General features: G+C 69.7%; 15 protein-coding genes. 7 read left to right on the forward strand and 8 right to left on the reverse strand.

The window, feature by feature from the left end; translation table 11 throughout:
* The first annotated feature begins 162 nt into the window (after positions 1-162).
* The gene (locus AB0P35_RS08475; protein ID WP_363508152.1) at positions 163-405 is read left to right on the forward strand and encodes a hypothetical protein; all 243 of its coding nucleotides are present in this window, start codon (positions 163-165) and stop codon (positions 403-405) included.
* Between the two features lie 650 nt (positions 406-1,055).
* Here AB0P35_RS08475 and AB0P35_RS08480 read toward each other — a convergent pair.
* Positions 1,056-1,556 carry a DUF4265 domain-containing protein gene (locus AB0P35_RS08480; protein ID WP_363508155.1) on the reverse strand — a complete coding sequence of 167 codons (501 nt, stop codon included), beginning with the start codon at positions 1,554-1,556 and terminating at the stop codon, positions 1,056-1,058.
* A gap of 67 nt (positions 1,557-1,623) precedes the next feature.
* Positions 1,624-8,658 carry a polymorphic toxin-type HINT domain-containing protein gene (locus AB0P35_RS08485; RefSeq protein ID WP_363508157.1) on the reverse strand — a complete coding sequence of 2,345 codons (7,035 nt, stop codon included), beginning with the start codon at positions 8,656-8,658 and terminating at the stop codon, positions 1,624-1,626.
* 606 nt (positions 8,659-9,264) lie between these two features.
* Between AB0P35_RS08485 and AB0P35_RS08490 the strand changes: the two genes are divergently transcribed.
* On the forward strand, positions 9,265-13,971 hold the full coding sequence (locus AB0P35_RS08490; protein WP_363508160.1) for an FG-GAP-like repeat-containing protein: 4,707 nt from the start codon (positions 9,265-9,267) through the stop codon (positions 13,969-13,971).
* A gap of 330 nt (positions 13,972-14,301) precedes the next feature.
* Here the strand turns inward: AB0P35_RS08490 and AB0P35_RS08495 are convergent, their stop codons facing one another.
* Positions 14,302-17,121 (reverse strand): PKD domain-containing protein, encoded by a 2,820-nt coding sequence (locus AB0P35_RS08495; protein WP_363508163.1) that lies wholly within the window; start codon positions 17,119-17,121, stop codon positions 14,302-14,304.
* A 346-nt stretch (positions 17,122-17,467) separates the two neighbouring features.
* On the opposite strand from AB0P35_RS08495, the gene AB0P35_RS08500 reads away from it, so the two are divergent.
* The 4 genes from AB0P35_RS08500 to AB0P35_RS08515 all read left to right on the forward strand — a co-directional run bounded on the left by AB0P35_RS08500 (position 17,468) and on the right by AB0P35_RS08515 (position 19,410).
* Positions 17,468-17,971 carry a PH domain-containing protein gene (locus AB0P35_RS08500; RefSeq protein WP_363508166.1) on the forward strand — a complete coding sequence of 168 codons (504 nt, stop codon included), beginning with the start codon at positions 17,468-17,470 and terminating at the stop codon, positions 17,969-17,971.
* A gap of 394 nt (positions 17,972-18,365) precedes the next feature.
* Positions 18,366-18,584 carry a hypothetical protein gene (locus AB0P35_RS08505; protein ID WP_363508169.1) on the forward strand — a complete coding sequence of 73 codons (219 nt, stop codon included), beginning with the start codon at positions 18,366-18,368 and terminating at the stop codon, positions 18,582-18,584.
* Between the two features lie 149 nt (positions 18,585-18,733).
* Positions 18,734-19,021: a hypothetical protein gene (locus tag AB0P35_RS08510; protein WP_363508172.1), complete on the forward strand. Its 288-nt coding sequence runs from the start codon at positions 18,734-18,736 to the stop codon at positions 19,019-19,021.
* Complete coding sequence (locus AB0P35_RS08515) at positions 19,018-19,410, forward strand: hypothetical protein (RefSeq protein ID WP_363508175.1); 393 nt, start codon at positions 19,018-19,020, stop codon at positions 19,408-19,410. The genes AB0P35_RS08510 and AB0P35_RS08515 overlap by 4 nt, the downstream gene beginning before the upstream one ends.
* Before the next feature lie 244 nt (positions 19,411-19,654).
* Here the strand turns inward: AB0P35_RS08515 and AB0P35_RS08520 are convergent, their stop codons facing one another.
* Positions 19,655-19,948 carry a hypothetical protein gene (locus AB0P35_RS08520; protein ID WP_363508178.1) on the reverse strand — a complete coding sequence of 98 codons (294 nt, stop codon included), beginning with the start codon at positions 19,946-19,948 and terminating at the stop codon, positions 19,655-19,657.
* 724 nt (positions 19,949-20,672) lie between these two features.
* On the opposite strand from AB0P35_RS08520, the gene AB0P35_RS08525 reads away from it, so the two are divergent.
* Positions 20,673-20,951 (forward strand): helix-turn-helix domain-containing protein, encoded by a 279-nt coding sequence (locus AB0P35_RS08525; protein ID WP_363508181.1) that lies wholly within the window; start codon positions 20,673-20,675, stop codon positions 20,949-20,951.
* Positions 20,952-21,011: 60 nt separating this feature from the next.
* Here AB0P35_RS08525 and AB0P35_RS08530 read toward each other — a convergent pair whose 3' ends face one another.
* The 4 genes from AB0P35_RS08530 to AB0P35_RS08545 form a co-directional block, all read right to left on the reverse strand.
* Positions 21,012-21,896, reverse strand: a complete 885-nt coding sequence (locus AB0P35_RS08530) for a hypothetical protein (protein ID WP_363508184.1) — start codon at positions 21,894-21,896, stop codon at positions 21,012-21,014.
* A 171-nt stretch (positions 21,897-22,067) separates the two neighbouring features.
* Positions 22,068-22,847 (reverse strand): ABC transporter ATP-binding protein, encoded by a 780-nt coding sequence (locus AB0P35_RS08535; protein ID WP_363508187.1) that lies wholly within the window; start codon positions 22,845-22,847, stop codon positions 22,068-22,070.
* Complete coding sequence (locus tag AB0P35_RS08540; RefSeq protein ID WP_363508190.1) at positions 22,844-23,917, reverse strand: iron ABC transporter permease; 1,074 nt, start codon at positions 23,915-23,917, stop codon at positions 22,844-22,846. Before AB0P35_RS08540 ends, AB0P35_RS08535 begins: the two co-directional genes overlap by 4 nt.
* Positions 23,918-24,991 carry an ABC transporter substrate-binding protein gene (locus AB0P35_RS08545; RefSeq protein ID WP_363508192.1) on the reverse strand — a complete coding sequence of 358 codons (1,074 nt, stop codon included), beginning with the start codon at positions 24,989-24,991 and terminating at the stop codon, positions 23,918-23,920. It lies immediately after the preceding gene.
* Between the last annotated feature and the right edge of the window lie 247 nt (positions 24,992-25,238).

The following is a 25,238-nucleotide window of genomic DNA, read 5'->3' on the forward strand; positions in this document are numbered from 1 at the left end:
GAACCGCCTCCAGGCCATCGACCGGGAAACCGACGTCGCCTGAGCGGTGCACACAACTCCGTACCGGCTGGAGCACTCAGATCAGTACGCGGACAGCCGGAGCCGACACCTGCAGCGCTCAAGGCCGCCTTGGCCGTGGTCGCCGCGAACCGCCTCCCCGAAATGATCGACGGGCAGACCAGGGCGATGGCCGAAGCCATCGAGACCGGAAGCGTGCGGCCGATCCGCTCGTTCATCGCCCACTGGGCCGCCGTGGTGGAGATCGAGCGCCAGCCGGCCGTCGCGCAGACCTACCACCGGGCGAACTACCTCGCCAACCACGCCGCGACCATCGCCGAATGCCGCGAGCACGCCGCCACGGTCGCCGAGCTCTACCGCGCCGCCTACACGGCGGTGACCGGGTGACATGGAGCTGGGAATACCTCCCTGACCAAGAACAGGTCGCCGGCGGCTGCCCCACCGACTTCCTCACCGCTGTCGAACAGCGGGCCGCCAAACTCGTCCGCAGTCGTCAGCACGAAGACGACCGCGGTTCCGCCGCCTTGCGGCCGCACCCGCACTCCCGGCAGCAACGGCTCTACCAAATCCCACACGCCATCAGGAACGATTCAACCCCACTCACCACTCCCCATGGCCGATCCAACGACCCAGCCCCCACGTAGGAGCTGTAAGGCGATCCGAGGGAACAGCGCGGCGGCCGCCCCCGAACCAACGTTGGCTCGAGTGGAGGCATGTTCGGCGACGGCACCGCCTGGCACCAGTCGTCCGGCCGAGCCTGGTCGGGCGGTTGGTGGCCGCCTGGACGACGAAGTCCTTTCGACACCCTCGGCGACGCCCTCCGGGCCACCAATAGTTCTGACGGCCCGCCAAGTGCAGATCTGCTGACGTCGCCGTCAGCATTGCCGTCAAGACGCGCCGAAGGGCCTCGCCGAGACATTCGGCGAGGCCCTTTTCCATGGCTCAAATGAGCCAATACGCGAGCCTTCTGAAGGCTATGCATCGAGGTGCTCGAGATTGCCAGCCAATAGAGACCCGACGCCAGCACTCACCACCCGTCAGGCGGACCTGAATTCCCTGGCGTCTCCCCACTCCCAGAAGGCCGTTCCGTTCTGAATTTCCCCATGCACAGAGTCGAAGATAGGCTGCATCACCGAGATGTCTGGAACATCAATCGCGACAAGACGATCGCCGTTCCACTCACTCAAGAGCCCTACAGAGCCCACGGCCTCGCGCAGTACAGACCGACTGTCCGCCAAGGGTCGAGGCTCCGTAAAGAGAATCCGAAGGACACGACGACCCGACTTCCTGATCAACCGGTTAATGGTTTCCGACTCGCTCTTCTCCACCACATCACCTAGCGCCAGACCGTAGGCGTAGAAGGGGATACAACGAACCTCATAGCCGCCCTCCTCGTCGGCTTCCCGAAGCCAGAGCTGCTCAAGCATCCCTCGAAGGTCGAACGGGGCCAGATCCACCATCGCCACGTAGTTCTTCTCGTCCCTCCGCGCAGGGTCCTCATGGCTGACGTACGTAACTCCGTCAATCGTGACCTGCAAGATATCCTCCACCAATAAGCCGGAAACGGACTAGCGGCGGGCCACATTGTGGCCCGCCGCATTCAAGCTATGGAATTGTTCTAGGAACTGGCACAGTCGCCTGCATATTTGCCGGCCACCACGGAGGCGGCCAAAGGCCCCTGTAGCTCGGCGGCGGATTCAGCGGGGCTACCCTGTCACGCTTAGAGCTGTTACAGAATGTGCAAGCGGGTGTAGTGTTCGCGTCGGTAAGGTCTCCCCCGTTAATCCGCGGCTCCACGTGATCTATAGGCTTCGCGATGTTCGTGCGGCAGTATGAACACAGCACCTGATTGAGTGGCGGGTGCCATTGTACCCCAGTCCCATACTCGGCGCGCATGGTTGTTGGGATGGTCTGGTAAGCGCCCGGCCCGCCGCTTGACCCGCTTGGAATATCATGGACAGATAGTCCCGGCAGGGAACATGCGCCCTGATTAGGGAGGTTAATGTTGTGGACTAGGACCGGCGTGGTTCCTGCCAGCACATAGTACGTGTGGAGGCGGTTGACGCTCAGGTTGCGGTAGTCGGCGGTTCCGGGCTTGGTGTGGACGGCGAGGAAGAGGAGTCGGGTGCCCTTGTCGTTGAGGAGGTGGTGTCCGGCCTTGAGGGCGCCGGCGGTGACGAAGGAGTGGGTGTCGTCGTCCCAGAAGGGGTGGTTTGCTGTGGTGTGGACGATCTGAGATGTGCCGTCGGCAGTCTGCAGAGTAACGTCCACGAGGTCGTTGTCGTGGTTGAGCCAGGTCGCGGTGACGAGTTCCGGGCCTTGCACGGCTCCGGTGTCCGGGTCCGCGGCCTGCACCTTGTCGCCGACGGTGACGTCCGCGATGGGCTTTGCCGATCCGTCGCCCATGAGGACGGGTGTGGCGGGGGCGAAGCTTAGGGCGCAGCCGCCCCTCACCTTGTTGATGAGGCGGGCAAGCATGCCACCGTCACTGACTCCGGCAGCGGCGGGAGCCGGAGCCACCCTCTTGGAAAGCCAGACTGTGGCTGCGGTGGCGGTCAGCTGGCCGCCAAGATACGCGTACTCGCCGTCCCTTGTTTCCTCGCCAAGGGTTAGCACAGTATCCATGGCACTTAGGGCTTGCAGGGGAGGCAAGACATTGGTGCCCACCGTCTGGAGAGTCTGCAGGCAGGCGTCCGCGCGGCCCTTCAAGCATCCCCCAAGTTCGGCCAGCGGCATGACGACTCCGACGAAGGTGCCACCAAACCCGTCCCAGAAGCCCCGCTTCTTCTTCTTGGTCGGTGCCGGCCGGGGGACGGGCTGGGGTTCGGGGCGGACGTCCTCGGGGTCTCCGTGGTCGCCGGGCAGGAGGCCGGGGTTCTGGCCGTAGCCGTCGCAGCGGTCACGCGGGCACAGGCCGGTGGGGTCGCTCTTGGCGACGGGGTTGCTGGCGGCGTAGTTGTAGCCGCCGAGCTGTTGGGTGTCAGCGGGGTCGAAGATGGGGTCGAGGCTGATGAATCGACCTGTGACGGGGTCGTACTGGCGGGCTCCGAGGATGGTCAGGCCGGTGGCCGTGGACGCGGGTGCGTTGAGGAAGGCCCGGTTGTCCGGCCAGGCGGCCGTCGCCCCGCGGGGGCCGCCGTACGGGGTGAACTGACGCCAGGTCGGCGTCTGCGCAGTGTTGTCCAGGATCAGGCCGGCGGTGCCGTGCGGATCCGAGATCTCGAACTTGTAGTTGGTGCCGCTGCCCGTGCGGACGACGGTGCCACCGCCCGGCAGCGGGATGTACCGCGTTGCGGTGGTCGCCCTGGTGGCCGTGTCGAGGACGATCTGCTGGCCGGGCAGATACAGGGTGGTGGTGCCCGGGTCCTTCTGGAGGAGGACGTTGCCGTCGGCGTCGTAGACGTAGTTGCTGGTGCCCGCGGTGCCACCGCCGATGGTGGTGAGGCGGCCGGCGTCGTCCCAGGTCAGGTTCTGGGTGCCTGCGGCAGTGGTGGTGCGCTTGGTGGTGTTGCCGGCGGTGTCGTACTCGAGGGCGGAGCCGCCGGTGGCCGCGGTGAGGGTGTGGGGCTGGTTCTTTCCGTTTCCGTTGTAGGTGTAGGTGGTGGTGGTGTCGGCGCCGCCGGTGGTCGAGTGCTCGACCTGGCTGGTGCGGTTGCCGAGGGCGTCGAAGGCCCAGTCGGTCCAGTAGGCGCCGCCGGTGATGGCGTCGCCGACCTGGGAGTGTGCGGCGGTGGTAGGGGTGGCCGCGCAGGAGTCGGTGGCGGTCCACGCCTGGGTGAGGCGGTCGAGCTGGTCGTAGGTGAAGCACTGTGTCTCGGATGTGGTGCCGAGGCGGGTGGAGACCTGGCGGGTGGTGTTGCCGGCCTGGTCGTAGTCGTAGTGCTGCTTGTCGACCTCGGTCTGGGTGCCGGAGCGGAAAACCGACTGGTCGGTCAGGCTGCCGGTGTGCGGGTCGTAGGCGTTAGTTATCAGGGAGTAGTTGCTGCTCTGGCCGCCGATCTTCGACTGGCCGGGCCGTCCGTAGGCGTCGTAGGTGACACTCTGGCCGTAGCCGTAGCTCGTGGGACCGGTGCTGTTGGGCAGGTCAAGCGCGGTGGCGTAGCCGTGGAGGATGGTCTCGGCGGGCAGGGTGGCCGTGGCGGGGTAGATGTCGCTGTCGGGTAGTCCCGTGGGGCTGATGTAGGTGTGCTTGAAGACATAGGGCTTGCCGAGTTCGGCGCCTTCGGCGGTGGCGGGGATGGTGATGGTGTCGCCGAGGGAGGATCCGAACTTGTTGAAGCCGGCGGACTGGGTCGTGTAGGCGGCTCCGGTGGTGCGTCCTCCGACGTAGGAGGTGCTGGTGGTGATGTGACCCTTGGGGTTGGTCATGCCGACGACGCCGTTGTTGTCGTTGTCCCAGGCCCACGAGGCAAGCTGGTTGCTACCGCTCTGGGTTAGGGCGGTGGCGGCGTAGGAGCCGGTCTTGCGGTTGAGGGCGTCGTAGGTGTAGCTGACGCTCTTGCCGCGTGAATCGGTGCTCTGGCTCAGGTTGCCAGCGGCGTCGTACTGCATGGTGCTTATGCCGGCGTCGGGGTCGTTCTTGGCCGTGGCCTGGCCGAGCAGGTTATAGGTGGTGGTCCAGGTCGAGCCGTTGGCGGTGACGGTGTTCTGCTTACCGTGGCCGTCGTAGCCGTAGGTGACGGCCTGGCTCTGGCCGCCGGTGATGGTGTAGTCGCCGTTGAAAGTGTCGGCGGGCGGGGTAACGGTGGGTCGGGTGGTGTAGTCGTCGAGTTCGGTGGTCCGGCCGAGGGGGTCGGTGACGGTGGTTCTGACGGTGCCGCCGGTCGGTGGGACGACGGTGGTGCGGTCGCCCGCGTAGACGGTGGTCGTGCTCTCCTGCACCGCGCTGTTCTTCAGGGAGTCGACCCGGACAGGCCGGCCGAGGCCGTCGTAGGTGATTCGGTCCTGCTTCGGGACCTTCTGGTCCAGGAGGATGTCCGTGGCGAGGGTCATCGCCGGAAGGTTGTTCGGATCCCAGAAGTCCTTGTTGGTCTTGACGACCCAGCCGTGGGTGTCGAAGTACGACTCGGTGATCAGGCGCCCGTTCTGCGGTGTGGGTGCCTGGGTCTGGCGGACCCGTCCGAGGGAGTCGTACAGCGTGTACGAGGTCGCGTAGCCGAGGGAGTTGTTGAGCTTGTCGGTCCTGGTGCCGGACAGGCCGGTGCTGGAGACGGTGTAGGCGAACTTGAGGTTCGCCGGTGCCGTGGTCGCACGGGACTGGGTCCACACCGCGGTGAGTCGGCCGAGCGCGTCGGACTGGCTGGTGGCGGTGATGTTGTTGACGTCACTGGCGGCGACGGTCAGGCCGCGGGCCGGTGCCAGGGTTGTGGTGGCGGTCTGGTTCTTGGCGTTGGTGAGGGTGCTGGCGGTGGTCAGTCCGACGGCGTTGACCGTGTAGGTGGTCGTGGTCGTGTTGCCCATGCCGTCGGTGGCGGTCAGGGGCCTGCCGTAGGCGTCGTAGGTGGTGCGCTTGCTGGTCTGCCAGACGAAGGCGCCGCCAGCACCCGTGTGGTCGGAGGCGGTCTGCACCATCGTGACATTGCCGACGGTCGGCGGCTTCGCCTGCGGGAAGTCGGTCGCGAACTGCGGGTCGTCGTAGAACGTCCGGGCCGCGGACTGAACCTGCGCGGGCCGGTCGACGGTGGCCGGAGCGGTCAGCGTGTTGTAGCCGGCCGGGGCCGAGGCAATGCTGCCCTGGGTGAAGCCGCCACAGGCCACCGACACCTTCTCCTGCGAGGCAACCAGGCCCACGAGGTTCAGGCCCGTGTTCACCGGGGCGTAGCTGTAGGTGGTGCACGTGTCGTACGCGGCCGCGGCCGGCACGGTGTGGGAGTAGCTGGCGGTCAGGAGTCCGAAGGTGGGGCTGGCGGTGTCGGCGACGTAGGTGTTGTCGGCCTCCGTGACCTGCCAGCTCGTGGGGGTCGTGGAGGTGACGGCCTGACGGCTGTAGCTCTCGGCTTCCTTGACGGCCGCCGCGTTGAGGGCGGGCAGTCCGGCGCGGTTACGGGTGGCGGTGGCGGCCGAGATCCAGTACGAGGTGATGTCGAGGTTGTCGACCGTGTTCCCGTCGCCCTTGTAGCTCGTGCTTTCCAGGGCCCTGCCGGACAGTGCGTCGCTGTCGGCGTGCGTGGCGCCCTGGGAGTCGGTCAGCACGACCGATCGGGTGCTGGTCGGGGAGAGCCAGTCCCCGTCCATGCCCCGGTAGTAGGTGGTCTTCTGCTTGGTCCGGCGGTCGGTTCCGTCTCCGACCCGCGTGGTGACGTCCGCGTAACCGCGGAACTGGGCCCAGGTGCGGTACTTGGCGTTGACTATCTCGTTGTCGTCGTAGTGCCAGGCCGCGCCGCCGCCGTACTCGTAGAAGGTGGCGTGACCGGGCGCGCCACCCGTCTGGTCCTTCTCCACGATCTTGGTGACGGCGTACTTCTGGAACCAGTCGACGACGGGGTCGGTGTAGAACTCGGGTGTCCACCTGACCGGGAAGCAGGAGCTGGTGTTGGTGGAGGCGTTCGCCGATGCGACGTAGCCAGCGGTGCAGGGGTTCGGCAGGCCGTACTCGACATCGATCTGAGCCCCGAGCTCGGTGGTAATCGAGGTCAGGCGGTAGCGGTACATGCCGGGGAAGTTGGTGGTGTCCACCCGGTTCTGCATGGTGGTGCCGCCGAACACCACGGGCGGCAGGGCGATCGCGCCCGTGCCACCGGCGGTGGTGTCGTTGCCGGTGCGGGTGACGGAGGCCAGCCACAGGGTGGGCGAGGTGCCGTCGCCGGTCGGCGGCTCGGTCTGCGCCAGGTCGTAGGTGTCGACCGCCAGGGGCTTGCCCGCCGCGGTGGAGTACTGGGTGGTGGAGATCTGCTTCAGACGGACGGTCGAGAAGAACGACGGCGACTGCGAGGTGCACGTCGTTCCGCTGTTGCAGATCAGGTCGAACGGCACGTCCGGGTACTGCGTACCGGCGTTCGAGGCCGAGATCGGGTCACAGGTGGCAGCGACGCAGCGCGAGCCGGTCGTGAAGTTGATCTGGTCGGGGACGGTGCCGAAGGCGCCGTTGTCGAGGAAACCGTAGTCAATCCGGGACAGGTAGGAGTCGCGGACGTACTTGGTGTTGCTCTGGCCCTTGTTCTGGGCGTAGTAGTTGGTGTCCTGGGTGTACCAGTAGGACATGGCCTGGCCGCGGACGTCCTTGACGTAGTCCAGGTGCCACTTGTAGGCCATGGTGCAGACCGAGGAGTTGAATCCGGCGGCGTTGTAGCACGGGTCGCCGGAGTGCGCCGAGTAGACCGGCACGGAGTCGACCGAGTTGGTCACCGGCTTGCCGGACGTCCAGCCGGGCAGCTGGTTGCGGCCGAAGTAGTACGTCGTGCCGAAGCGGTCCGTGACGGTCCAGTAGTCGGTGTTGTAGGTCCCGGTGCCGTTGTTCGCGTTCGGGACACGCGTGACGATCTCGCCGTTGTCGCTCTGGGGCTTCCAGGTGTTCTTCCCGGAGTCCCAAACAAGGGCGGTGGAGGATCCGTTCAGCGACAGGGTCAGGATCGGCCCGGCGTAGCACTGGTCGCCGATCTTGGAGGGGGACGGGCTGCCCTCGGGGTCCTGGGAGCAGGAGGTGAAGGTCTGTTCGATGTAGGAGTCGGGCATGGACCAGCCGTCGCCGACCCAGGACGCCTGAGCCTGCGTGGAGGCGGTCTTGCCGTCGACGGAGGCCGAGTCGTAGCCCAGGGAGACCTTGGGCGTCAGCGTGGTGGAGGCGCCGGGGATCTGGATGGGGTAGCCGTAGCTGAACGAGCCGCCGGCGCTGCCGGCGGTCCAGGAGCCGGCCGGGGAGAGGGCACTCGCGGTGTAGTTGCCGGCCCGGCTGCCACCTTCGTCTCCGGAGCCGGTCACGGCGAGGACCTGCGCGCCCGAGGGCGCGGCTGTCTGCACGGCGGTCGCCGCCTCGCCGTGCCAGACGGCCGGAACCGCGCCGCCGGCTGCGGCGTCGGTGGAGGCGTGCACGGTCGAGGGCTTCTTGAGTTCGACGTCCGCCGACACGCTGGATGCCTTGGCGTCCCGCTGGCTCGGCAGCGGCGTCTGAACGCGGCACGCGGCGACCTCGGGCGTGGTCAGCGCGCACGCAGGCAGGGAGACCAGGTGCAGGCGGGAGGCGTAGTTGCCGCCGTAGGCCTCGGCGAAGGATGAGTAGTCGACACCGACCCGGACCTTGCCGTCACCGGCGGTGGACGGGTCGAGCGTGAACACCATGCCGGAGACGCCGAGCGCGGCCGCCCTCTGGTGGTCGAGCACCGTCACACCGACATCGGCCGGCCCCGCGTGCACTCCCGTGGCCGGCTTCGAGGCCTGCAGCCAGACGGGCGTGCCGGCCGCGGTCTGCTTCGCCCCATCTGCCTTGCCCTCAGATGGCGAAAGGTGGGCGCTGCCCTTCGCGGCCTTCGGCCACTTGGTGGCTCGCGCGGTGAAGGCGCGTTGAGCCTGGCTGCTCGGGGGCGTGGTCTTCGGGTCGTAGTTGTGGACGCCGTTGACCGCAACCGCTTGCGGGGCGCCGGGCAGGGGTGGCTTCGGCGCGGGGGACGCGACCGCCGCCGGTGCGGAGATCAGCGCTGAGATCAAAGCCGTGGCTGTGACAGTCGCCATTATCCGCCACGGGCGGTGCGGCGATGGGGAAGGCCCCCATGTTCGGAGTCGACGTCGGTCGACGGGTATGCGCATGACGCAAAACACCCCTGTTGTCTGCTGCGTGTGGCAGCGCGGGAAGACCGGCGTGATCGTTCGCCGGCCCGCCCGACTATCGCAAGCCGCGCCGACAGTCGTCTCGGCCAAAGGGCCCACCAGCTGCAGTTTTACTAATCTTTTACTGACGATCTTTCACATGAAACCCACTCATACGCCATTCATCCACCCAAGTCCCAGAGGCCGCCTACAGGGAGGATCTGCGTAGCGCCGCGAAGACCCCTCATGCGCCGGCTGCCCGACTTGGTCGGCGGCGGCGGGGGGGCCCGCGGCGGATACGACGACTCGAGGTCAGGAATCTCCATGCCCCCTTCCGCCCTGCACAGGCGCATAGGTGTCACGGCTCTCGCCGCAGCACTGTGCAGCTTGTCCCTGAGCGCAATCGGCGCTCCAGCCGAAGCCGAGACAGGCACGCCCACGACGGCGCAGTCGCCGATGACCGCGGATCGGGCGTCGGCTGCAGCGCGCTCGTCGAACAAGCCGGTCGTGGTAGAGACAGCCACTACCGCCACCGACCAGCTGACGGCCAATCCCGACGGCAGTTTCACCCTGGACCAATCCCTCGCACCGGTGCGCAAGCACCAGGGCGGCGCGTGGAAGCCCCTCGACGCAACCCTGGTCAAGCGGTCCGACGGATCCGTCGGACCGGTGCTGGCAGGCACCGACCTCACTCTCTCGGGCGGCGGCGACGGTCCGCTTACCCAGATGAGGAGCCAGGGCCGCTCGTTGTCCCTCGACCTTCCGGCCACGCTCGCCAGCAGCCTTCCCGCTCCGGAGCTCAGCGGCCCCACCGCGACCTACCATCTTCTGGCAGGCGTCGATCTGAAGGTCACGGCCGATGTGCAGGGCGGGTTCTCCGAGGTCCTGGTCGTCCGCGATGCGACGGCAGCGGCCAACCCCGCACTGAAGTCCCTCTCCTTCACCACACGAACTACCGGCGTCAACCTCGCGGTCGATGCGGGAGGCAACCTCACCGCCAAGGACAAGTCCGGCAAGGTGGCGTTCTCCGCCCCGGCCCCGGTGCGGGGCGTGTGGGACTCGGCGGTGGACACGTCGGCGCCGACCGTCACCGACCCGACGGACGGACAGTTGGTGGATGCGCGCAGCGGCGAGCCTGCCCACTCGACCGCCGCGGCACCCGGAGCCACCGCACACACCGCCCCGCTGAAGGCCGCCTACGGCAACAACGCCATTACTCTCACACCGGACCCGGACCTCCTCTCAGGCAAGAACACCGTCTGGCCGCTGTACATCGACCCGACCTACTCCGCCGGCGGCTCCGCCCTGGGCTGGACGTACGTCAGCTCGGCTTTCCCCACTACCAGCTACTGGAAGACCAGCGACAGCGAAGGTCTGCGAGTCGGCTACAACAACTGGGACTCGCCCTACTACGTAGGCCGGACGTTCGCCCGCATGTCCGTGCCCAGCCAAATCTATGGCGCACAGATCAGCTCCTCGCGGTTCTACGCCACGGAGACCTGGGCCCCCTCCTGTAACAAGCGCGACGTCGAACTGTGGTGGACCGGCGCGATCTCCTCGTCGACCACCTGGAACAACCAGCCCGCGTGGATGGGCAAGAGCGACACGCAGAACGCCGCGTGGGGCTACACCGGCTGCAACCCGAAGGAGATCGGGTTCGACACCACCTCACTGATGCAGAACGTCGCCAACGCGAAACTGGCGGACATCACGCTGGGACTGCGGGCATCAAACGAGTCCGACGGCTACGGATGGAAGAAGTTCCAGCCGTCGACCATGAAGATGTCCACCACCTACAACCACGCGCCGAACACGCCGGTGCTGTCGACCTCGCCGCCCACGTCCTGCCCCGCGTCCACACCGACGCCCGTCGGAAACGGCGACATCGACCTGCGGGCAGCGGTCTTCGACCCGGAGGGTGGTATCCCCACCGCCAAGTTCAAGGTCACGAAGACGTCGACCGGCACCGTCACCTGGCAGGGCTCCGTTTCGGCGGGATCGGGCACGGACGCCGTCTTCGTCCTTCACAAGGACGACCTCGTCGGCCAGGCCGGCGGCGTCTCCAACCCCACACCGACCACGTTCTCGTGGAACGTGGCCGTCGATGACGGTTCGGCCACCACCACGAGCGCCACCTGCAGCTTCACCTTCGACCCCATCGCGCCCGGAGCACCGGACGTCCACCTCCCCGAGACGGTGGATTCCTTCGTCGTCGGAACGCCCTACCAGGTCTCGATCACCGCGAACACGACGGGACCCGTCCCCGCCACCTATCTGTACCAGCTCAACGAGGGCACGCCGGTCTCTGTCGCCGCTTTGAACGGCAGCGCCACGGTGACCGTCACCCCCACGCGCGCATACAACACCCTGACCGTGACCGCGGTCGCTGCTTCCGGCAATCCCAGCGGCAACAGCAGCGTCCAGTCGATCACGGCCAAGGCACCGGTCTCCGCGCCCGAGAACGACCTGACCGGCCACGGCCGCGCAGATCTCGCCATGGTCGGAGACAAGGCTGCTCTGCCCGCCGGGTTGTGGCTGGCCGCCGGCACCAACGGCTCCAACGTGGACGCCGCCCCCCGTAACATCGGGACGCACGGAACCGGCGCCAACACCCAGGGCGATCCCACGGAATGGAACGGCACCGAAGCGGTCGTCGGCCACTTCTTCGACGGCGGCGCCGGCTTCAACGACATCCTCACGTACAACCCCAACACCCAAAGCGCCGAGATCCTCAAGGGCAACGGCGATGGCTCCGTCCTCAAGCCGGCGTCCGGCGGGCACGCGACGGTTGCGCGCAGTGTCTTCACCGACGATGACACCGGGGCAACGACCACCCACGTCGCCAACGCTGGATGGCTCAAGCACATCGCCATGGGCGAATCCATCGACAACGGATTCAGTCCTGACCTGCTCATCATCTTCAACGGCCAGCTGACGGTCGCGGAGGGAGGCAGCGTCGGAATCTACGAGGGTCCTGCCAGCGCCACAGTCCTTGCCGCAAACGGCCCGCTCGGAACGGCCTGGACCGAATGGACCATCACCAGCGCCGTCGTCAACAACAAGCCCGGCATGTTCGCACGCCACGACACCGGCAATGGCGAGCTCTATTACTACAGTCCCAGCCTGATGGACACCCTGATCCACAACGCCCTGGCGGGCACCCCGGCAACGGACGGCTCTGACGCACCAGCCCTCGTCAAGGACTCCGGCAACTGGAGCAAGGCGGTCTATCCGGCCATACAGGCCGCCGACGTCAACCGCGACGACATCCCCGACCTGCGTGGCATCAGCCCCTCCGGTCAGGTGGATACCTACACGTTCACCCGCACAGGCCTGAACACAGCGCACCTGACCCAGAAGCTGTCCACCGCAACCCACGCCTGGCCGCTGGCCGACAGCACCGAAGGCACGGCATCGACCGCCGCCGACAACACCGCCAGCGGCCAAACCCCGCTGCCCCTCACCGGAGGCGACGGCACCAGCAACACCGCCACCTGGGCCACCAACGACCTCTTCAACCCCGACGTCCACCTCGACGGCGCCAAGACCGGCGTCATGAACACCTCCACCGGCGCCGTCACCCCCACCGGGAACTTCACCGTCTCGGCGTGGGCCAAGCCGGACGCCCTCGGCGGAACCGTCCTCTCCCAGGACGGCACCAACACCTCAGGCTTCAAGCTCTTCCCCGACGCCGCGACCAAGCACTGGTCGTTCTGCATGGCCGCCTCCGACGTCGCCTCCCCCGCCTGGGACTGCGCGACCTCCGGCACCGCCGTCCAGATGGGTGTGTGGACGCACCTGACCGGAACGTACAACGCCACCAGCAAGAGGCTGGCGCTGTACGTCAACGGCATCGTCGCCAACACCGGAGCACACAACCCCGCCAGCGGCTTCATCAAGAGCTTCCGCGTCGGTGACTCCCTGAGCGGCACCACCCGCCAGACCTTCTTCAAGGGCGCCGTCTCCAACGTCCAGGTCTGGGACGGCACCGCACTGACCCCCACCCAGACGGCGCTCATGTCCGGCATCCCCGGCTTCGTCGTCTTCCCGGGCGACGACTCCAACTACCCCAGTGGCAGCACCTGGACCGCCGGCCGCGCCAACATGTCCTTCAACGGCGGCCAGCTCACCATCAGCAACCCCGGCTACGGCACCTGGACCCTCGGCAGCCCCGGCGGACACGCAGGCGCAGTCATGACCTTCCAGACGGACGGCAACCTCGTCAGTTACCCCCAGGCCGCCCACACCACCGGCACCGCACTGTGGAGCACCAACACCAACGGGCAGGCGGACGTCATGTTCTTCCAGCCCGATGGCAACCTCGTCCTCTACAAGAACGACGGCACCGCTGTCTGGTCCTCCAACACCTACCGCCGCGCATGGCACAACGCCGCCTCGGCCAATGAAGCCGGCGGCACCGGCAAGCTCCGCTACGCCGACTTCAACGGCGACGGCCGAGCGGACGCGATCACCATCGCCGACAACGGATCCTTCAGCGTCAAGCTGAACGCCGGCGGCGACGGCCACGGCGGCTGGACCGACCTCGGCCAGGTCTCCATCGGCGCCACCGCGGACCGCACCAAGGTCCGGTTCGCCGACTTCAACGGCGACGGCAAGACCGACTACATCGTGTTCGCCGCCAGCGGCGGCGCGGTCAGCGTCTACCTCAACAACGGCGGCGACGGCCACGGCGGCTGGACCGCCTACGGCCAGGTCACCACCGGCTCCACCACCAACCCCGACCTGGTGCGGTTCGCCGACTTCAACGGCGACGGCAAGACCGACTACATCGTGTTCGCCGCCAGCGGCGGCGCGGTCACCGTCTACCTCAACAACGGCGGCGACGGCCACGGCGGCTGGACCGCCTACGGCCAGGTCACCACCGGCTCCACCACCGACCGCACGCGCGTCCGCTGGACCGACATCGACGGCGACGGCAAGGCCGACTACACCTTGATCCAGGCCGACGGGAGCATCGACACCTACATCAACCTGGGCGGCGACGGCCACGGCGGCTGGGCCCCGGTACGGTCACGCATCTCCGCGGGCCACACCACCACCCAGGCCCAGGCCGACTTCACCGACATCGACGGCGACGGCCGCGGCGACTACCTCCTCATCAACGGCACCACCAACGCCTGGCTCACCAACGGCGGCGACGACTTCGCCACCCCGGGCTGGATCGACGACGGCCAGATCCTCGGCGCTGTCTGACGTTCAGTCAAACGGCCCTGTGTCCACCCGAACCAGGTGGACACAGGGCCGTCCCACGTCACCACACGCTGTGCTGCTCGACGCGCTTGGCCGCAGTCCTCGGAATCGTGACCCGGCGGTCTGTTCACACCGGCACCCGGTGCGTTCCGGAGCGACCGCGGCCGCCCAGACGTAGTCTGGAGGCCGATGCCGTCGTGAACGAGACCCTCTCGCTCAACATGTGGTCGACCTACCGGCTCGCCTGACCTCGAACGGGCATGCGACGAAGCGGTGGCGTGCTGATCCCAATATGAGCGGAAATGGACGGCCATGGGGTCGCCGTTCGACCGCTCAGCCGAGGTAGTAGCCCTGGATGTCGGCGGCGACGTCGACCGTGCCGAAGGCGTTGTAGAGGTCGATCGAGCCGTCCTCGCCGACCGGGACGAGGGCCAGGACCGGGCGGACCTCACCAGCATCGAGGTTCAGGTTGGAGGCGGTGGGGCGGGCGGTGCCGTGTGGGTAGGCCGCCAGCCAGGTGCCGGTGGTCGGGGCGATGCCGGTCAGGTTGACCAGGACGGCCTTCGCGCCGACCGGGACGCCGTTGGTGCCGGCGACCTTCACGGTCACGGCGGAGCCACCCGCCAGTCGGGCCTTGACGGCGCCGGTGCCGTCGCGGGTGTCCAGCACACGAGTGGGGCTGATCGGGAAGTAGGGCGTCATCGGACCGCACTCTGCGCCGCCGGTGTAGGCGATGTAGCCCTGCAGGTCGGCGACGAGGTGGACGCTGCCGAAGGCGTTGTACAGGTAGGCGTGCCCGTTGGCGTCGACCGGTACGACGACCTCGTTGGCGCTGGTCCGCCCCTGGGCGAAGTTCAGCACCGAGGTGGTCGGCGCGCCACCACCGGCGAGCGTGACGCCGACCCAGCTGGATGCGGTCGGCTGCGTCTCGGTCACGCTGACGACCGCTGCGCTGGCGCACTTCGCGATGTTGTCCGGCAGTGCGATCTCGGCGTACTGGCCGGGGCCGACCGGGTGGGCGTTCGGCCCGGTGCGGGTGTCGAGGATACGAGTGGGACCTGTCGCCCGGACAAATCCCGCCTTGCCGGCGGCTGTGAGCGGAGTGGTGGAGTAGTAGCCCTGAACATCGGCGACGAGGTCGACGGTGCCGGCGAAGTTGTAGAGGTCGATCGACCCGTCGTCGCCGACGGGGACGGTGACCTGGTTCGGCACAATCTGGTTCGGCGCCAGGTTGAGGTTCGAGGCGGTCGGCCGCGCCGTGCCCGCCGGGTAGGCGGTGACGTAGGTGGCCGCGGTGGCGTTCACACCGGTCAGGTTGAGTGTGACGGCGGTGACGTGCGTGGCCGGTATGGCGTTGGCGCCAGCGACCTTCAGCCGTATGGTGCCACCGGGCCCGACCTTCCCCTTGGCGGCGCCGGTGCCGTCGCGCGTGTCGAGTATTCGCACCGGATGGACGGGCACGAGGACGCTGCCGACGGTGATCTCCCGGGTGGTGGTGGCGGTGCGGCCACCATCGTCCTTGACGGTCATGGTGACGGTGTAGGTGCCGGGCGTGGTGTAGGTGTGGTGGACCAGGGAATTGGCTGCGGTCTGCGGGCTGGTGCCGTCGCCGAAGTCGAAGGTGTAGTTGGTAACACTCCAACTGCTGGTGGCGTTGCCGATCGCCTCCACGGCCAGGGCGTCGTGGAGGTCCGGTTGCCACAGCTGCAGGCTGGGCACAAGCGGTGCGTCGTCGACCACGTCGATGCGCAGCGTGGTCTTGGCGGTGGTGCCGTTGGCGAGGGTGGCCTGCGCGACGGCGCGGTAGGTGCCCTTGGAGGTGTAGGTGTGGGTGGTGGCGGTGAGTCGGTCGGTGGCCGCCGGGGTGGTGCCGTCGCCGAAGTCGACGGTGTAGGCGGTGACCGGCGTGTTCCAGGGGTTGCTCGAGGTGGGGGTCAGGGTGACGGTCAGCGGCGCCGGGCCCTTCCGTGCGGTCAGGGCCACCTGTATCCGGTACGGGTCCTGGAGTTCGGTGGCGCCGCGGTCGAACCAGCCTGGGCCGGTGCCCGTGTCGGCGATCAGCGGGTCGTCCAGCCGCGGCTTGCCCGAGTGGTCGGTGGCGGGCTCGTGCGGGGCGTTCGCGTCCGCCGAGTCGACCAGCGGCGCCTGGCGCTCTTCGTAGGTGGTGGACGGCGTCAGCTTGAGTGTGGTGTCGTGGCCGCCGCGGCCGGTCGCCGTGTGCAGCGCCGTCGGTGTCGTGTAGGGCTGTCCGGCCCACCGGTACAGGGCCCAGTCCGCCGGGCTCTCGATGGTGTTGTAGTCCCACACCACATCCGCGGCTGCCTCCGGTGACATCGTGACGGCCGGGATCCCGTTCCAGCCGGTGCAGGCATTCCCGCTGACGAAGGCGTTGTTCTCCACCACGGCGCCCGTTGACGCCCCGTCGAGGACCAGCGACGTGCTGCACAGGGAGTCGCTGACGGTGTTGGCGACCACCACCGTGCCCGGCGCCCCGTTGACCTGGATCGCGGGCGCATCCCCGTAGAAGGGCACTGAGTTGCCGGTCAGCACCGTGTCCCGTGCCCCCGCGGCCACGACGATCGCGGAACTCGATGCGCTCACCCCGCTGTTGCTGATCGTGACGGCCTGGCTTGCCCCGTCGACCGCCACACCCACCGAATGCGTATACAGGTTGGCCCGCACACCGGAGCGGTCCAAGGACACCCGGTTCGAGCCCGTGACCTTCACGCCGGTGCTACCGCTGGCGGACGAGGAGACCGTGAGGTTCCGGAAGACCACGTCGTGGACGTGGTCGAACTCCAGGCCCGGCCGGTCGGCCGTACCCCGCAGCTCCACAGAGAGCGAGGACACGGCCGGGGAAACGACGGTGATGGGCGCCGACTCCGTACCCGACGTCGTCACCCGCACCGGCCCGTAGATCCCGGGAGACACAAGAACGGTGTCGCCGGGACGCGCCGCATCCAGCGCCAACTGCGGACTGCAGTACGGCTGCGTCTGCGCGCCCGCGCCGGAGTCGGAGCAGTTCGCCGACGCCGAGTTGTTGACGTACAGCGTGCTGCCGCCGGCAGCCGACGCCGGGACGGGCGCAGCGACGAGCGTTGCGCCGACGACCACGCCGATCGCGGCTGCGGCCGATGTTGCACGAGATGGCACGGGACGACCCCTCAGTTGATCAATCGAGTGCGCCACATCATGGACCCCCGCCCCGCCACCGGCGACACCGGGGTGGCCCTGCGGGGCGGCCATGTGCCTTCGAACGATCCAACAAAGACGGTGCAGAGCAGGGCGTTCCCTGCCGAAATGAGACAGCGGATGCACCAGCCCCCGCCGCATCGCTGCCCCCGCCTACACGATCTCCTTGACCGCCGTGCGGGTTGGGCCGCCGTGGGTGAGAGCTGGGTGTCGCCCGACAACGCATGGACTCTGCGCCACAAGGACCCCGCCGAACCGTCACACTCAGCAGGGCGTTGCCCCCGTTGCGGTCTCCCCGCATACTTCAGTGCGCATCCCCGACGTAAGGCCAGCCATGTCACCCACCCGGAGTTCCTCGGAGCACTCGCCGCAGATCCCGATACCTGCTTCGCCGCTCCGGTACCGGCTCACGCTGATCCAGCGGGTCGCCCCGTTCCTGGCCGGCGGCATCGGAGCCCTCGCAGTCATCCAGATTCTCCTGATCCGCCACGGGCACGCACCAGTCGACGCAGAAGCACAGAAAGCCGCCTTGGTGACGCTGGGCGCGCCATTCCTGGGTGTCGTCGCGTCGCAGCATTTCCGCGCAACAGCAACGCCCGAAGGGCTCGCCGTCCACGCAACGCGCAGCCGGCTCATACCGTGGCGCACCATCGCGGACATTCGCGTCGAAGGATCCAGGATCGTCGTATACGAGACCACCGGCAGGCGCACCCCTCTCCGTGCGCCAGCCCGATTCCTCAACTCACACTTCGACGAGAAGCACCAGCAGTTGCTGGCCTGGTGGACCCTCCACCGAGACCTTCAGCAGTAGCGCTCCGCCTGTGGGCCCTCCTCGACCACTCGCATCGAGGATCGCCACAGTGGATGTCGACGGACTCGCCTTGGCGCCGAAGCGGGCGTTCACCCGCCGGGCCCGGGCCGTCAAGGCACCCGTCGCCTCGGTCGCTGCGCCTACGGGTGCCCCACAAGCAGGCTGTCATGGTCATGCGCGTGCAGGATGAAAGCCCGCTCCGCGTGGCAGGGTGGTCGAGGCCGGCGTCGAAGTGTTCGGCGACGACGTTCGTATCGAGCCGGCCCCACCACGGGGAGCCAGCCGTCGCCCCTGAGACGTCGTCATGCAGGGCCGGTCACGGTTCGGCAACACGTCCACGCCACCGTCCGGGCGGTGGGAGCGTGTCGATCACCCCCAGCGCAGGAGCCGCCTCATGCCCACCGAACCCCACCATCGCGCCAGCCGGCAGCCGGCCCTCGCAGCCGCCACCGCGCTTCTCGGTGCCCTCGCGGCGGCAGGCTGCTCCTCTGCGGGCAGCACCTCGACGTCCGGGCAGCCGTTCTCGGACTGGTACAGCCAGGGCGGTGAGACGTACATTGCGGCGATCCGAGCGGACACACAGGCGATGCCGACCAGCGCAGTCACCACCTGATCCGGGGCCACAGCTACCCCGGTCATCCCGATCTGGTTGAACCTGATCACGACCGCGGCGGCCTGCTCCGTGAGTTCCGTCGGGTCGATGATGTGCTGCCGTTCATGAGGTTCTTCTACTTTTCTCCACCGCAGGTGTACTGTTGAAGTATGGGTGACTCGACGATCAAGGTGCCGGACACTACCCGTGACCATCTGGCAGCGCTCGCCAAGGAACGCGGGATGACCATCGGCGGTTTGGTGACGGCCCTGGCCAATCAGGAGCACACAGCCGAGCAGCTCGCGGAGCGAGTTCGCCAGGGCCGGCGCCTCATGCGTGAGCACGGCATCGACTTGGACGACAGCGAGCTGGACGCCATGCCGAGCGTCCTAGAGAACGCCTACGCCATCGCGGCGGAGAAGTCCGTGCAGAACCTCAAGCGCGGCACCGCGGCGTGATCATCCTCGACACCTCGGCCATCATGGCCCTCGCCGCCGGCCACCGAACCCTCGTCCGGCTCGCCGACAACGCCGCCGCATCGCCGTTCCGCCACCTGTCGGTTCCCGCATTGTGCCTGCTGGCAGCCGAGGCCGCATCCCCAGGGGCCGGCACCTTCGCGCTCGCGCTTCCCGCCGTCGAGGTCGAGCCCCTCGACTCCGCCGCCGCCGTCACCGTGGCCACCATGGTCCGCGACGGCGTCGGTGCCCAGGACGTCTCGCACGCTCTTTACTGCGCCCTGCCGACCGGCTCCCGCGGCACGATGCACATGATCCTCACCGACCAGGAGCACCACTACCCGCCCGGAACAATCACCGTGCACATCGACGACCCTCGCCTCCTCGGCTGAAGCGCCCCGGGGCAGCGCCCCTCGTCGGTTCGACTGCAGCGTCACCAATCGCGAACAGAGCGGCTCGGCGGAGGCTCGGAGCGGTCGTGTGGCTGCCGCAGGAGGGCCTCCGGTCTCGTCGAGCCCGGGAGGGGGGCGGGGCGACCGGTGCTGTCAGCAAAGGGGTTGCCACAGCACCGACCGCGCCGGCTCGTCTGTCGTCTGCTCAGCGAGGCTGGATCTCGGAGCGCATTCGCCGGTGGCCTCAACGGGGTCGGCGTCCTGATGCGTGGTGCCAGCGGTCGCGTATGGCGTCGAGGTCTGCCCGGGCCGCGCCGAGTCGTGTGTCCTTTCGGTGCCGCTGGGTGACGTGGGTGAGATGCTGACGGGCTTCGTCGTGGGGTGCTGTGTCGTCCCCCGCCGCCGCCAGTTCGGCCTTGGCTTCTGCGATCAGGTGCTTCTGCTGCTCGAGGAAGGCGTTCTCGTCGACGGCCGCGTTCTGCGCCCGGACGGCGAAAGCGCGCACGTCGTCCTCGGGGTGGTCTGCGTGTGGGTACATCTCGTGCCGGATGCCGGTGTTCGGCAGGTCCAGGTAGAGGTGCCGACTTGGTGCCCGACTGCTCGAAGCGGACGCGCAGGCCGCCGAGCGGGATCGTCTCGCCGGCGAAGATCAGGACGTGCTCGTGCAGTGTGGTCTTGCCGAGCTCGGCCAGGACGTCGCCATGGCCGGGGTTACTGTGTCTCTCCAGTCGCCGGTGCGCTGCTCGCACCCGCTGGTCGTAGGCCAGCTTCCGTGTGTGGACCTTGGCTTGGGCTGTCGATATCTCCCGGCGTGCGGCCCACTGGATCTGCCGCACTGCGCGCTGAGCCTGAGGACGCCGCTGCCGCGGCCCGGGCACCGACCGCGGAACTCACACGCCGATCCGGGTCGCCAGTGCCACCGCCGATGCCAGGCCCGGGCCCCTGCCCGAGAGGCGGGTGCCGCGCGGCCGCTCGCCGCAGATGCGGACCCCGACCGGAGCCTGCCGGCAAAAGCCAGCTGGCGGGGCCTGTCCTCCCCCTGCCGCCGGCCCGGTTCGGGGAGGACCGCAGCGACCGAAGCGACCAAGATTCCCGATCAGGGGCAGGCTCGGCACCAGCCGGATCAGCGGCGTGCCCGTTTGGTCGCTTGGGTCGCTGGGGTTCGGTCGCTGGCGTTTGTGCAGGTCAGAGCGCACGTGACCGGGGAGTAGCGACTGAAGCGACCCAGTCGCGACCCGCTGGTCTCCGCCTTCGAACAGTGGGTGCGGGCCAGGATCGGCGAGCCGCTGTCGATCGCGGAGGCCGCCCGCGACCTGGGCGTCAGCGAACGCACCCTGCAGCGCACGGTCACCCGCACCCTGGGCTGCTCCCCGATCCGCCTGGTGCAGAACCTGCGGGTGGAACAGGCCGAGCACCTGCTGCGCACCACCGCACTGCCGCTGGCCGCCGTGGCCCGCCGCGTCGGCTACGAGAGCCCGGGGCCGCTCCGCACCCTCCTGCGCGACCGCCGCGGCCTGAGCGCCCGCCACCTGCGGGGCTGAGCCGAGGCCGAGCCGGGGCTGAGCCGGGGCTGAGCCGAGGCCGAGCCGGGGCTGAGCCGGCTACCGCACTCCGCGTCCCGCCGCCGGGCCACCGCCCTCGGAGCCCCGCATGTCCCTGGTGACGCGCGGGTCGAGGTCGGCGGCGAGCCGGGTCAGGTACTGCCGCTGCTCGTCGTCCAGGCCGAGGGCCGGATCGTCGGCGGCACCCAGCAGCGCGGCGGCGGCCAGGCCCCGTGCGGTGGCGTCCAGGGCGCCGGCGAGCGCCTCGCGGCGGGATTCCTCACCGGTGCCGCCCTGGTGGGCGAGGACTAGCTCGAAGACGTAGAAGGCGCGCTCGCCGAGGCCCCGGTGGGCGGGGTGCGCCGCGCGGGCCCGGGGGCCGTCGCCGCTCTCCGGGCCGGGGACGAGCCCGGACGAGTCCACCGGGGCCAGGCGGGCGGCGCGGGCCGCCGCGACGAGCTGGCCGGCGGCCGCGGTCGCGGCCAGCTCCGCAGCGAGGAAACGCAGTTCGGCCGCCCGGCGGTCCGCCTCCACGGACGGCAGCGCAGCCGCCAGGGTGCAGGCCGCGAGCAGGGCCGTCCGCTCCCCCGGGTACAGGTCGGGCGGCGCCGTGGTGTCCGCCGCGCCGAGGACGGCCCGGCCGGCCAGGGCGCAGCGGTCCTCATCGGCCAGCCGTTCGCCGCCGAGGACGATCCCGTGGCTGCCGGCCCGCGCGATCGCCCGGGCGGTCTCCGCCAGCGCCCGGGCGTGTGCCGGATCCGCCTGGCGGACGGCGAGTTGCCGCACCCAGGCCGCCGCCCGCCCACCGGCCTCGGCGGCGAGCCGTGCCGCCGCGAGCGTGTCGCCGTCGGCCCGCGCAGCGTGCTCGGCGCCCCGGCCGACGACGCGGGCGACCTGGTCGAGCGTGGCCGGCAGCGGCAGCCAGGGCAGTGCAGAGATCGTCATAGCGGGTCCAACCACCGATCGCCCGGACGGGTCACGGTCCGCCCCGCAGCCGGTCCCGGACGGCACCGGCGGCCCGGCCGCGGGCAGTCGGGCGACCGGCCGCCGCACCGGAACGGCGGCGCCCGGTCCCACCGGGGCGGGCGACCGGTTGTCCGACCGGCGAACACCCGCTCAGGTCGTCGCCGACCCCCGGTGGTCGAAGGCGATCAACGGATCGCCCGTGAGCGGGTGTTCGACCACCGCGGCGCGGACACCGAAGACCTCGGCGAGCAGGTCCGCGGTCAGCACCTCGCGCGGCGGACCGGAGGCCACCACCATGCCGTCGTGCAGCACGTGCAGCCGGTCGCAGAGCGAGGCGGCCGCGTTGAGGTCGTGCAGCGAGATCAGGGTGGTGCGGCGGCGGGCCCGGAGCAGGGCCAGCAGGTCGATCTGGTGCTGCACGTCGAGGTGGTTGGTCGGCTCGTCCAGCACCAGCACGTCCGGCTGCTGGGCGAAGGCCCGGGCCAGCAGGGCGCGTTGGCGCTCGCCGCCGGAGAGCGTGGCGAAGCCGCGGTGCTCCTGGCCCTGCAGGCCGACCTCGACGAGGGCGGCGGCGACCAGGTCGCGGTCGGTGGCCGACTCGCCGGCGAAGGCCCGCTGGTAGGGCGTGCGGCCGAGGGCGACCATCTCGCGGACGGTGAGGTCCACCTCCGCGCCGCGCTCCTGCGGCAGGGCCGCGATGTGCCGGGCCGCCTCGGCGGCGCCGAACGTACGCAGGTCGCGGCCGGCCAACAGGACCCGCCCGGTATGCGGGCGCAGATGGCGGTAGACGGTGCGCAGCAGGGTGGACTTGCCGCTGCCGTTGGGGCCGACGAGGCCGGCGATCTCGCCCTCGGCGGCGATCAGGTGGGCGCCGCCGAGCACCTCCCGGCCGGCCAGGGTGACGGTCAGGTTCTCGATGTCGATCCTCATCGGTGCTCCGGTCGGCGGTCCAGCAGGTAGAGCAGCACGGGGGCGCCGAGCAGCGCGGTGACCACGCCGATCGGGACCTCCTGGGTGGCGAGGGCGGTGCGGGCGAGGGTGTCGACCGCGGTGAGCAGGACGGCCCCGGTGAGGGCGGCCAGCGGCAGCAGGCGCCGGTGGTCGCCACCGACGACGAGCCGGCACACGTGCGGCACGAGCAGTCCGACGAAGCCGATCGCACCGGAGACGGCGACCATCACGCCGGTCAACAGGCTGGTGACGGTGAACAGTTCGCGGCGCAGCCGGGTGACGTCGACGCCCAGGCCGGTCGCGGTCTCGTCGCCGACGGTGAGCGCGTTCAGGGCGCGGGCGCGGGCCTGCAGATGGAGCGCGCCGAGCGCCACGGCCCCGGCCGGCAGGGCCAGTTGGCTCCACGTGGTGCCGCCGAGGCTGCCCATCAGCCAGAACAGCACGCCGCGGGTGCGCTGTTCGTCGCCGGCCTGCAGCACGAGGAAGCTGGTGAAGCCGGCGAGGAAGTGGCCGATGCCGACCCCGGCGAGCACCAGGCGCAGCGGGGCGAAGCCGCCGCCGCGCCGGGCGAGCGTCCAGACCAGCGCGAAGGCGGCGAGGGCGCCGGTGAAGGCGGCGCCGGAGAGGCCGAGCCCGAGGCCGGTGCCGGCGGCGGTGCCGAGCACGGTGACGGCGACGGCACCGAGGGTGGCGCCGGAGGAGATGCCGAGCAGGTAGGGGTCGGCGAGCGGGTTGCGGACGAGGGCCTGCACGGCGGTGCCGACGAGGCCGAGGCCGGCGCCGACGACGGCTGCCAGGAGGGCGCGCGGGGCGCGTAGTTGCCAGACGATCAGGTCGCGGGTGCCGGGCTCGGGCGGGCGTCCGGTGAGGTGCCGGGTGAGGATCGTCCACACCTCGCCGGGCGGGACGTCCACCGCACCGAGGGAGACGGCGAGGGTGAGGGAGAGCGCCAGGGCGAGGGTGAGGCCGGCGGCCACCGCCCCGGCCCGGACGGTGCCGCCACCGCGGGCCGTGTCGGAGGCCCTGGTGGCTTTCGTGGCGGGGGGCATCTACCGGCCGTCCACGGTGAGACCGGGGTGCACGGCGCGGGCGACGGCGACGACGGTGTCGGCATTGCGGACTCCGGCGATCGTGGTCACCTCGGAGCCGATCCGGACGAAGTGGCCCTCGCGGACGGCCCGCAGGCCCCGGGTGGCGGGGAAGTCGCGGAGGAAGGCCTCGGCCTGCTCGTAGGCCTTTCGGGTCTCCGCCTCGCTGCCGCGGTTGCGCACGCCGAGCTGGATCCAGTCGGGGTCGGCGGCGACGACGTCCTCCCAGGAGACCGGCTTGAAGGTGGCCTGGCAGTCGGCGAAGACGTTGCGGGCGCCGGCGAGTGTGATGACGGCATGGGCGACCTGGCGGCCGCAGGCGGCCATCGGCTGCTTGGTGCCGGCGTCCGCGTCGAAGAAGAAGTAGGAGGGGCGGCGGTCGGCGGGGACGGTGGCGACCGCGGTGCGGACCGACCCCACGGTCCGCTCCATCCGGGCCACCAGCTCCTCGGCGCGGGCGGCGGTGCCGGTGATCGCACCGAGCCGCCGGATGTCCGCCTCGACCTCGGCGAGGTCCTGCTGGGGGCCCTCGAGCCGGTCGGCGCAGGCGGTGGAGTGCAGGAAGACGTGCTTGATGCCGGCGGCGGCGAACTCCTGCTCGGTGGGTGCGGCGCCCATGCCCCCGCCCATGGCCCCCATCGCGGCGAAGGTGTCGACGTACAGGTCGGCGCCGGAGCCGAGCAGTTTCTCCTTCGCGATGACGCCGCGGCCGAGGACGGGGACGGCGGCGGCGCGGTCCGCGAGCTCCGCGGGCATCGTGCCGGTGCCGGGCGGGAAGCCGGTGCCGATCACCCGGTCGCCGGCGCCGAGTTGGAGCAGCATCTCGAGTGCGGCGGCGTTGCTGGTGACGATCCGCCGGGGCGGCGCGTCGAAGGCCGTCTCGGTGCCGGCGCAGTCGGTGGTGCGGACGGGGAACCCACCGGTGGCGGCGGCCGGCGCCGGGGCGCCGGAGGCGGGGGCGCCGCCGTCGGACGCGCAGGCGGAGGTGAGCAGGGCGAGGGCGGCGGCCAGGCCGCACAGGGCGCGAGCACGCATGGTGGTCTCCCGGATGGTCGGCGGTGCGCGGGCCGGCCGCTGCCGGCCCGGTGCAGGTAGTCGGGCGGTTCCGGTCGCCGGTTCCGGGCGCCGGCGACATTTCCCGGCGGCCGGGGCGGCCGGGCCGGCGGCGGGCGCCGCGCTCGACGGAACGTCAGGGAATCCTGACGGAGTGTTGCCGTCCTCTGTACGCGGGACCGGAAGACATGGTGACATGTACGCGACAAACCGCCGGGACGGACTCTCC

Source organism: Kitasatospora sp. NPDC085879 (assembly GCF_040686255.1).
In the GTDB taxonomy this organism is placed as follows: Bacteria; Actinomycetota; Actinomycetes; order Streptomycetales; family Streptomycetaceae; genus Kitasatospora.

Coding starts and splice junctions, on each gene's coding strand:
- AB0P35_RS08545 (WP_363508192.1), bottom strand. CDS start 24,991: ATGCGTGCTCGCGCCCTGTGCGGCCTGGCCGCCGCCCTCGCCCTGCTC.
- AB0P35_RS08530 (WP_363508184.1), bottom strand. CDS start 21,896: ATGACGATCTCTGCACTGCCCTGGCTGCCGCTGCCGGCCACGCTCGAC.
- AB0P35_RS08505 (WP_363508169.1), top strand. CDS start 18,366: ATGCCCACCGAACCCCACCATCGCGCCAGCCGGCAGCCGGCCCTCGCA.
- AB0P35_RS08475 (WP_363508152.1), top strand. CDS start 163: ATGATCGACGGGCAGACCAGGGCGATGGCCGAAGCCATCGAGACCGGA.
- AB0P35_RS08510 (WP_363508172.1), top strand. CDS start 18,734: ATGGGTGACTCGACGATCAAGGTGCCGGACACTACCCGTGACCATCTG.
- AB0P35_RS08535 (WP_363508187.1), bottom strand. CDS start 22,847: ATGAGGATCGACATCGAGAACCTGACCGTCACCCTGGCCGGCCGGGAG.
- AB0P35_RS08520 (WP_363508178.1), bottom strand. CDS start 19,948: ATGTACCCACACGCAGACCACCCCGAGGACGACGTGCGCGCTTTCGCC.
- AB0P35_RS08540 (WP_363508190.1), bottom strand. CDS start 23,917: ATGCCCCCCGCCACGAAAGCCACCAGGGCCTCCGACACGGCCCGCGGT.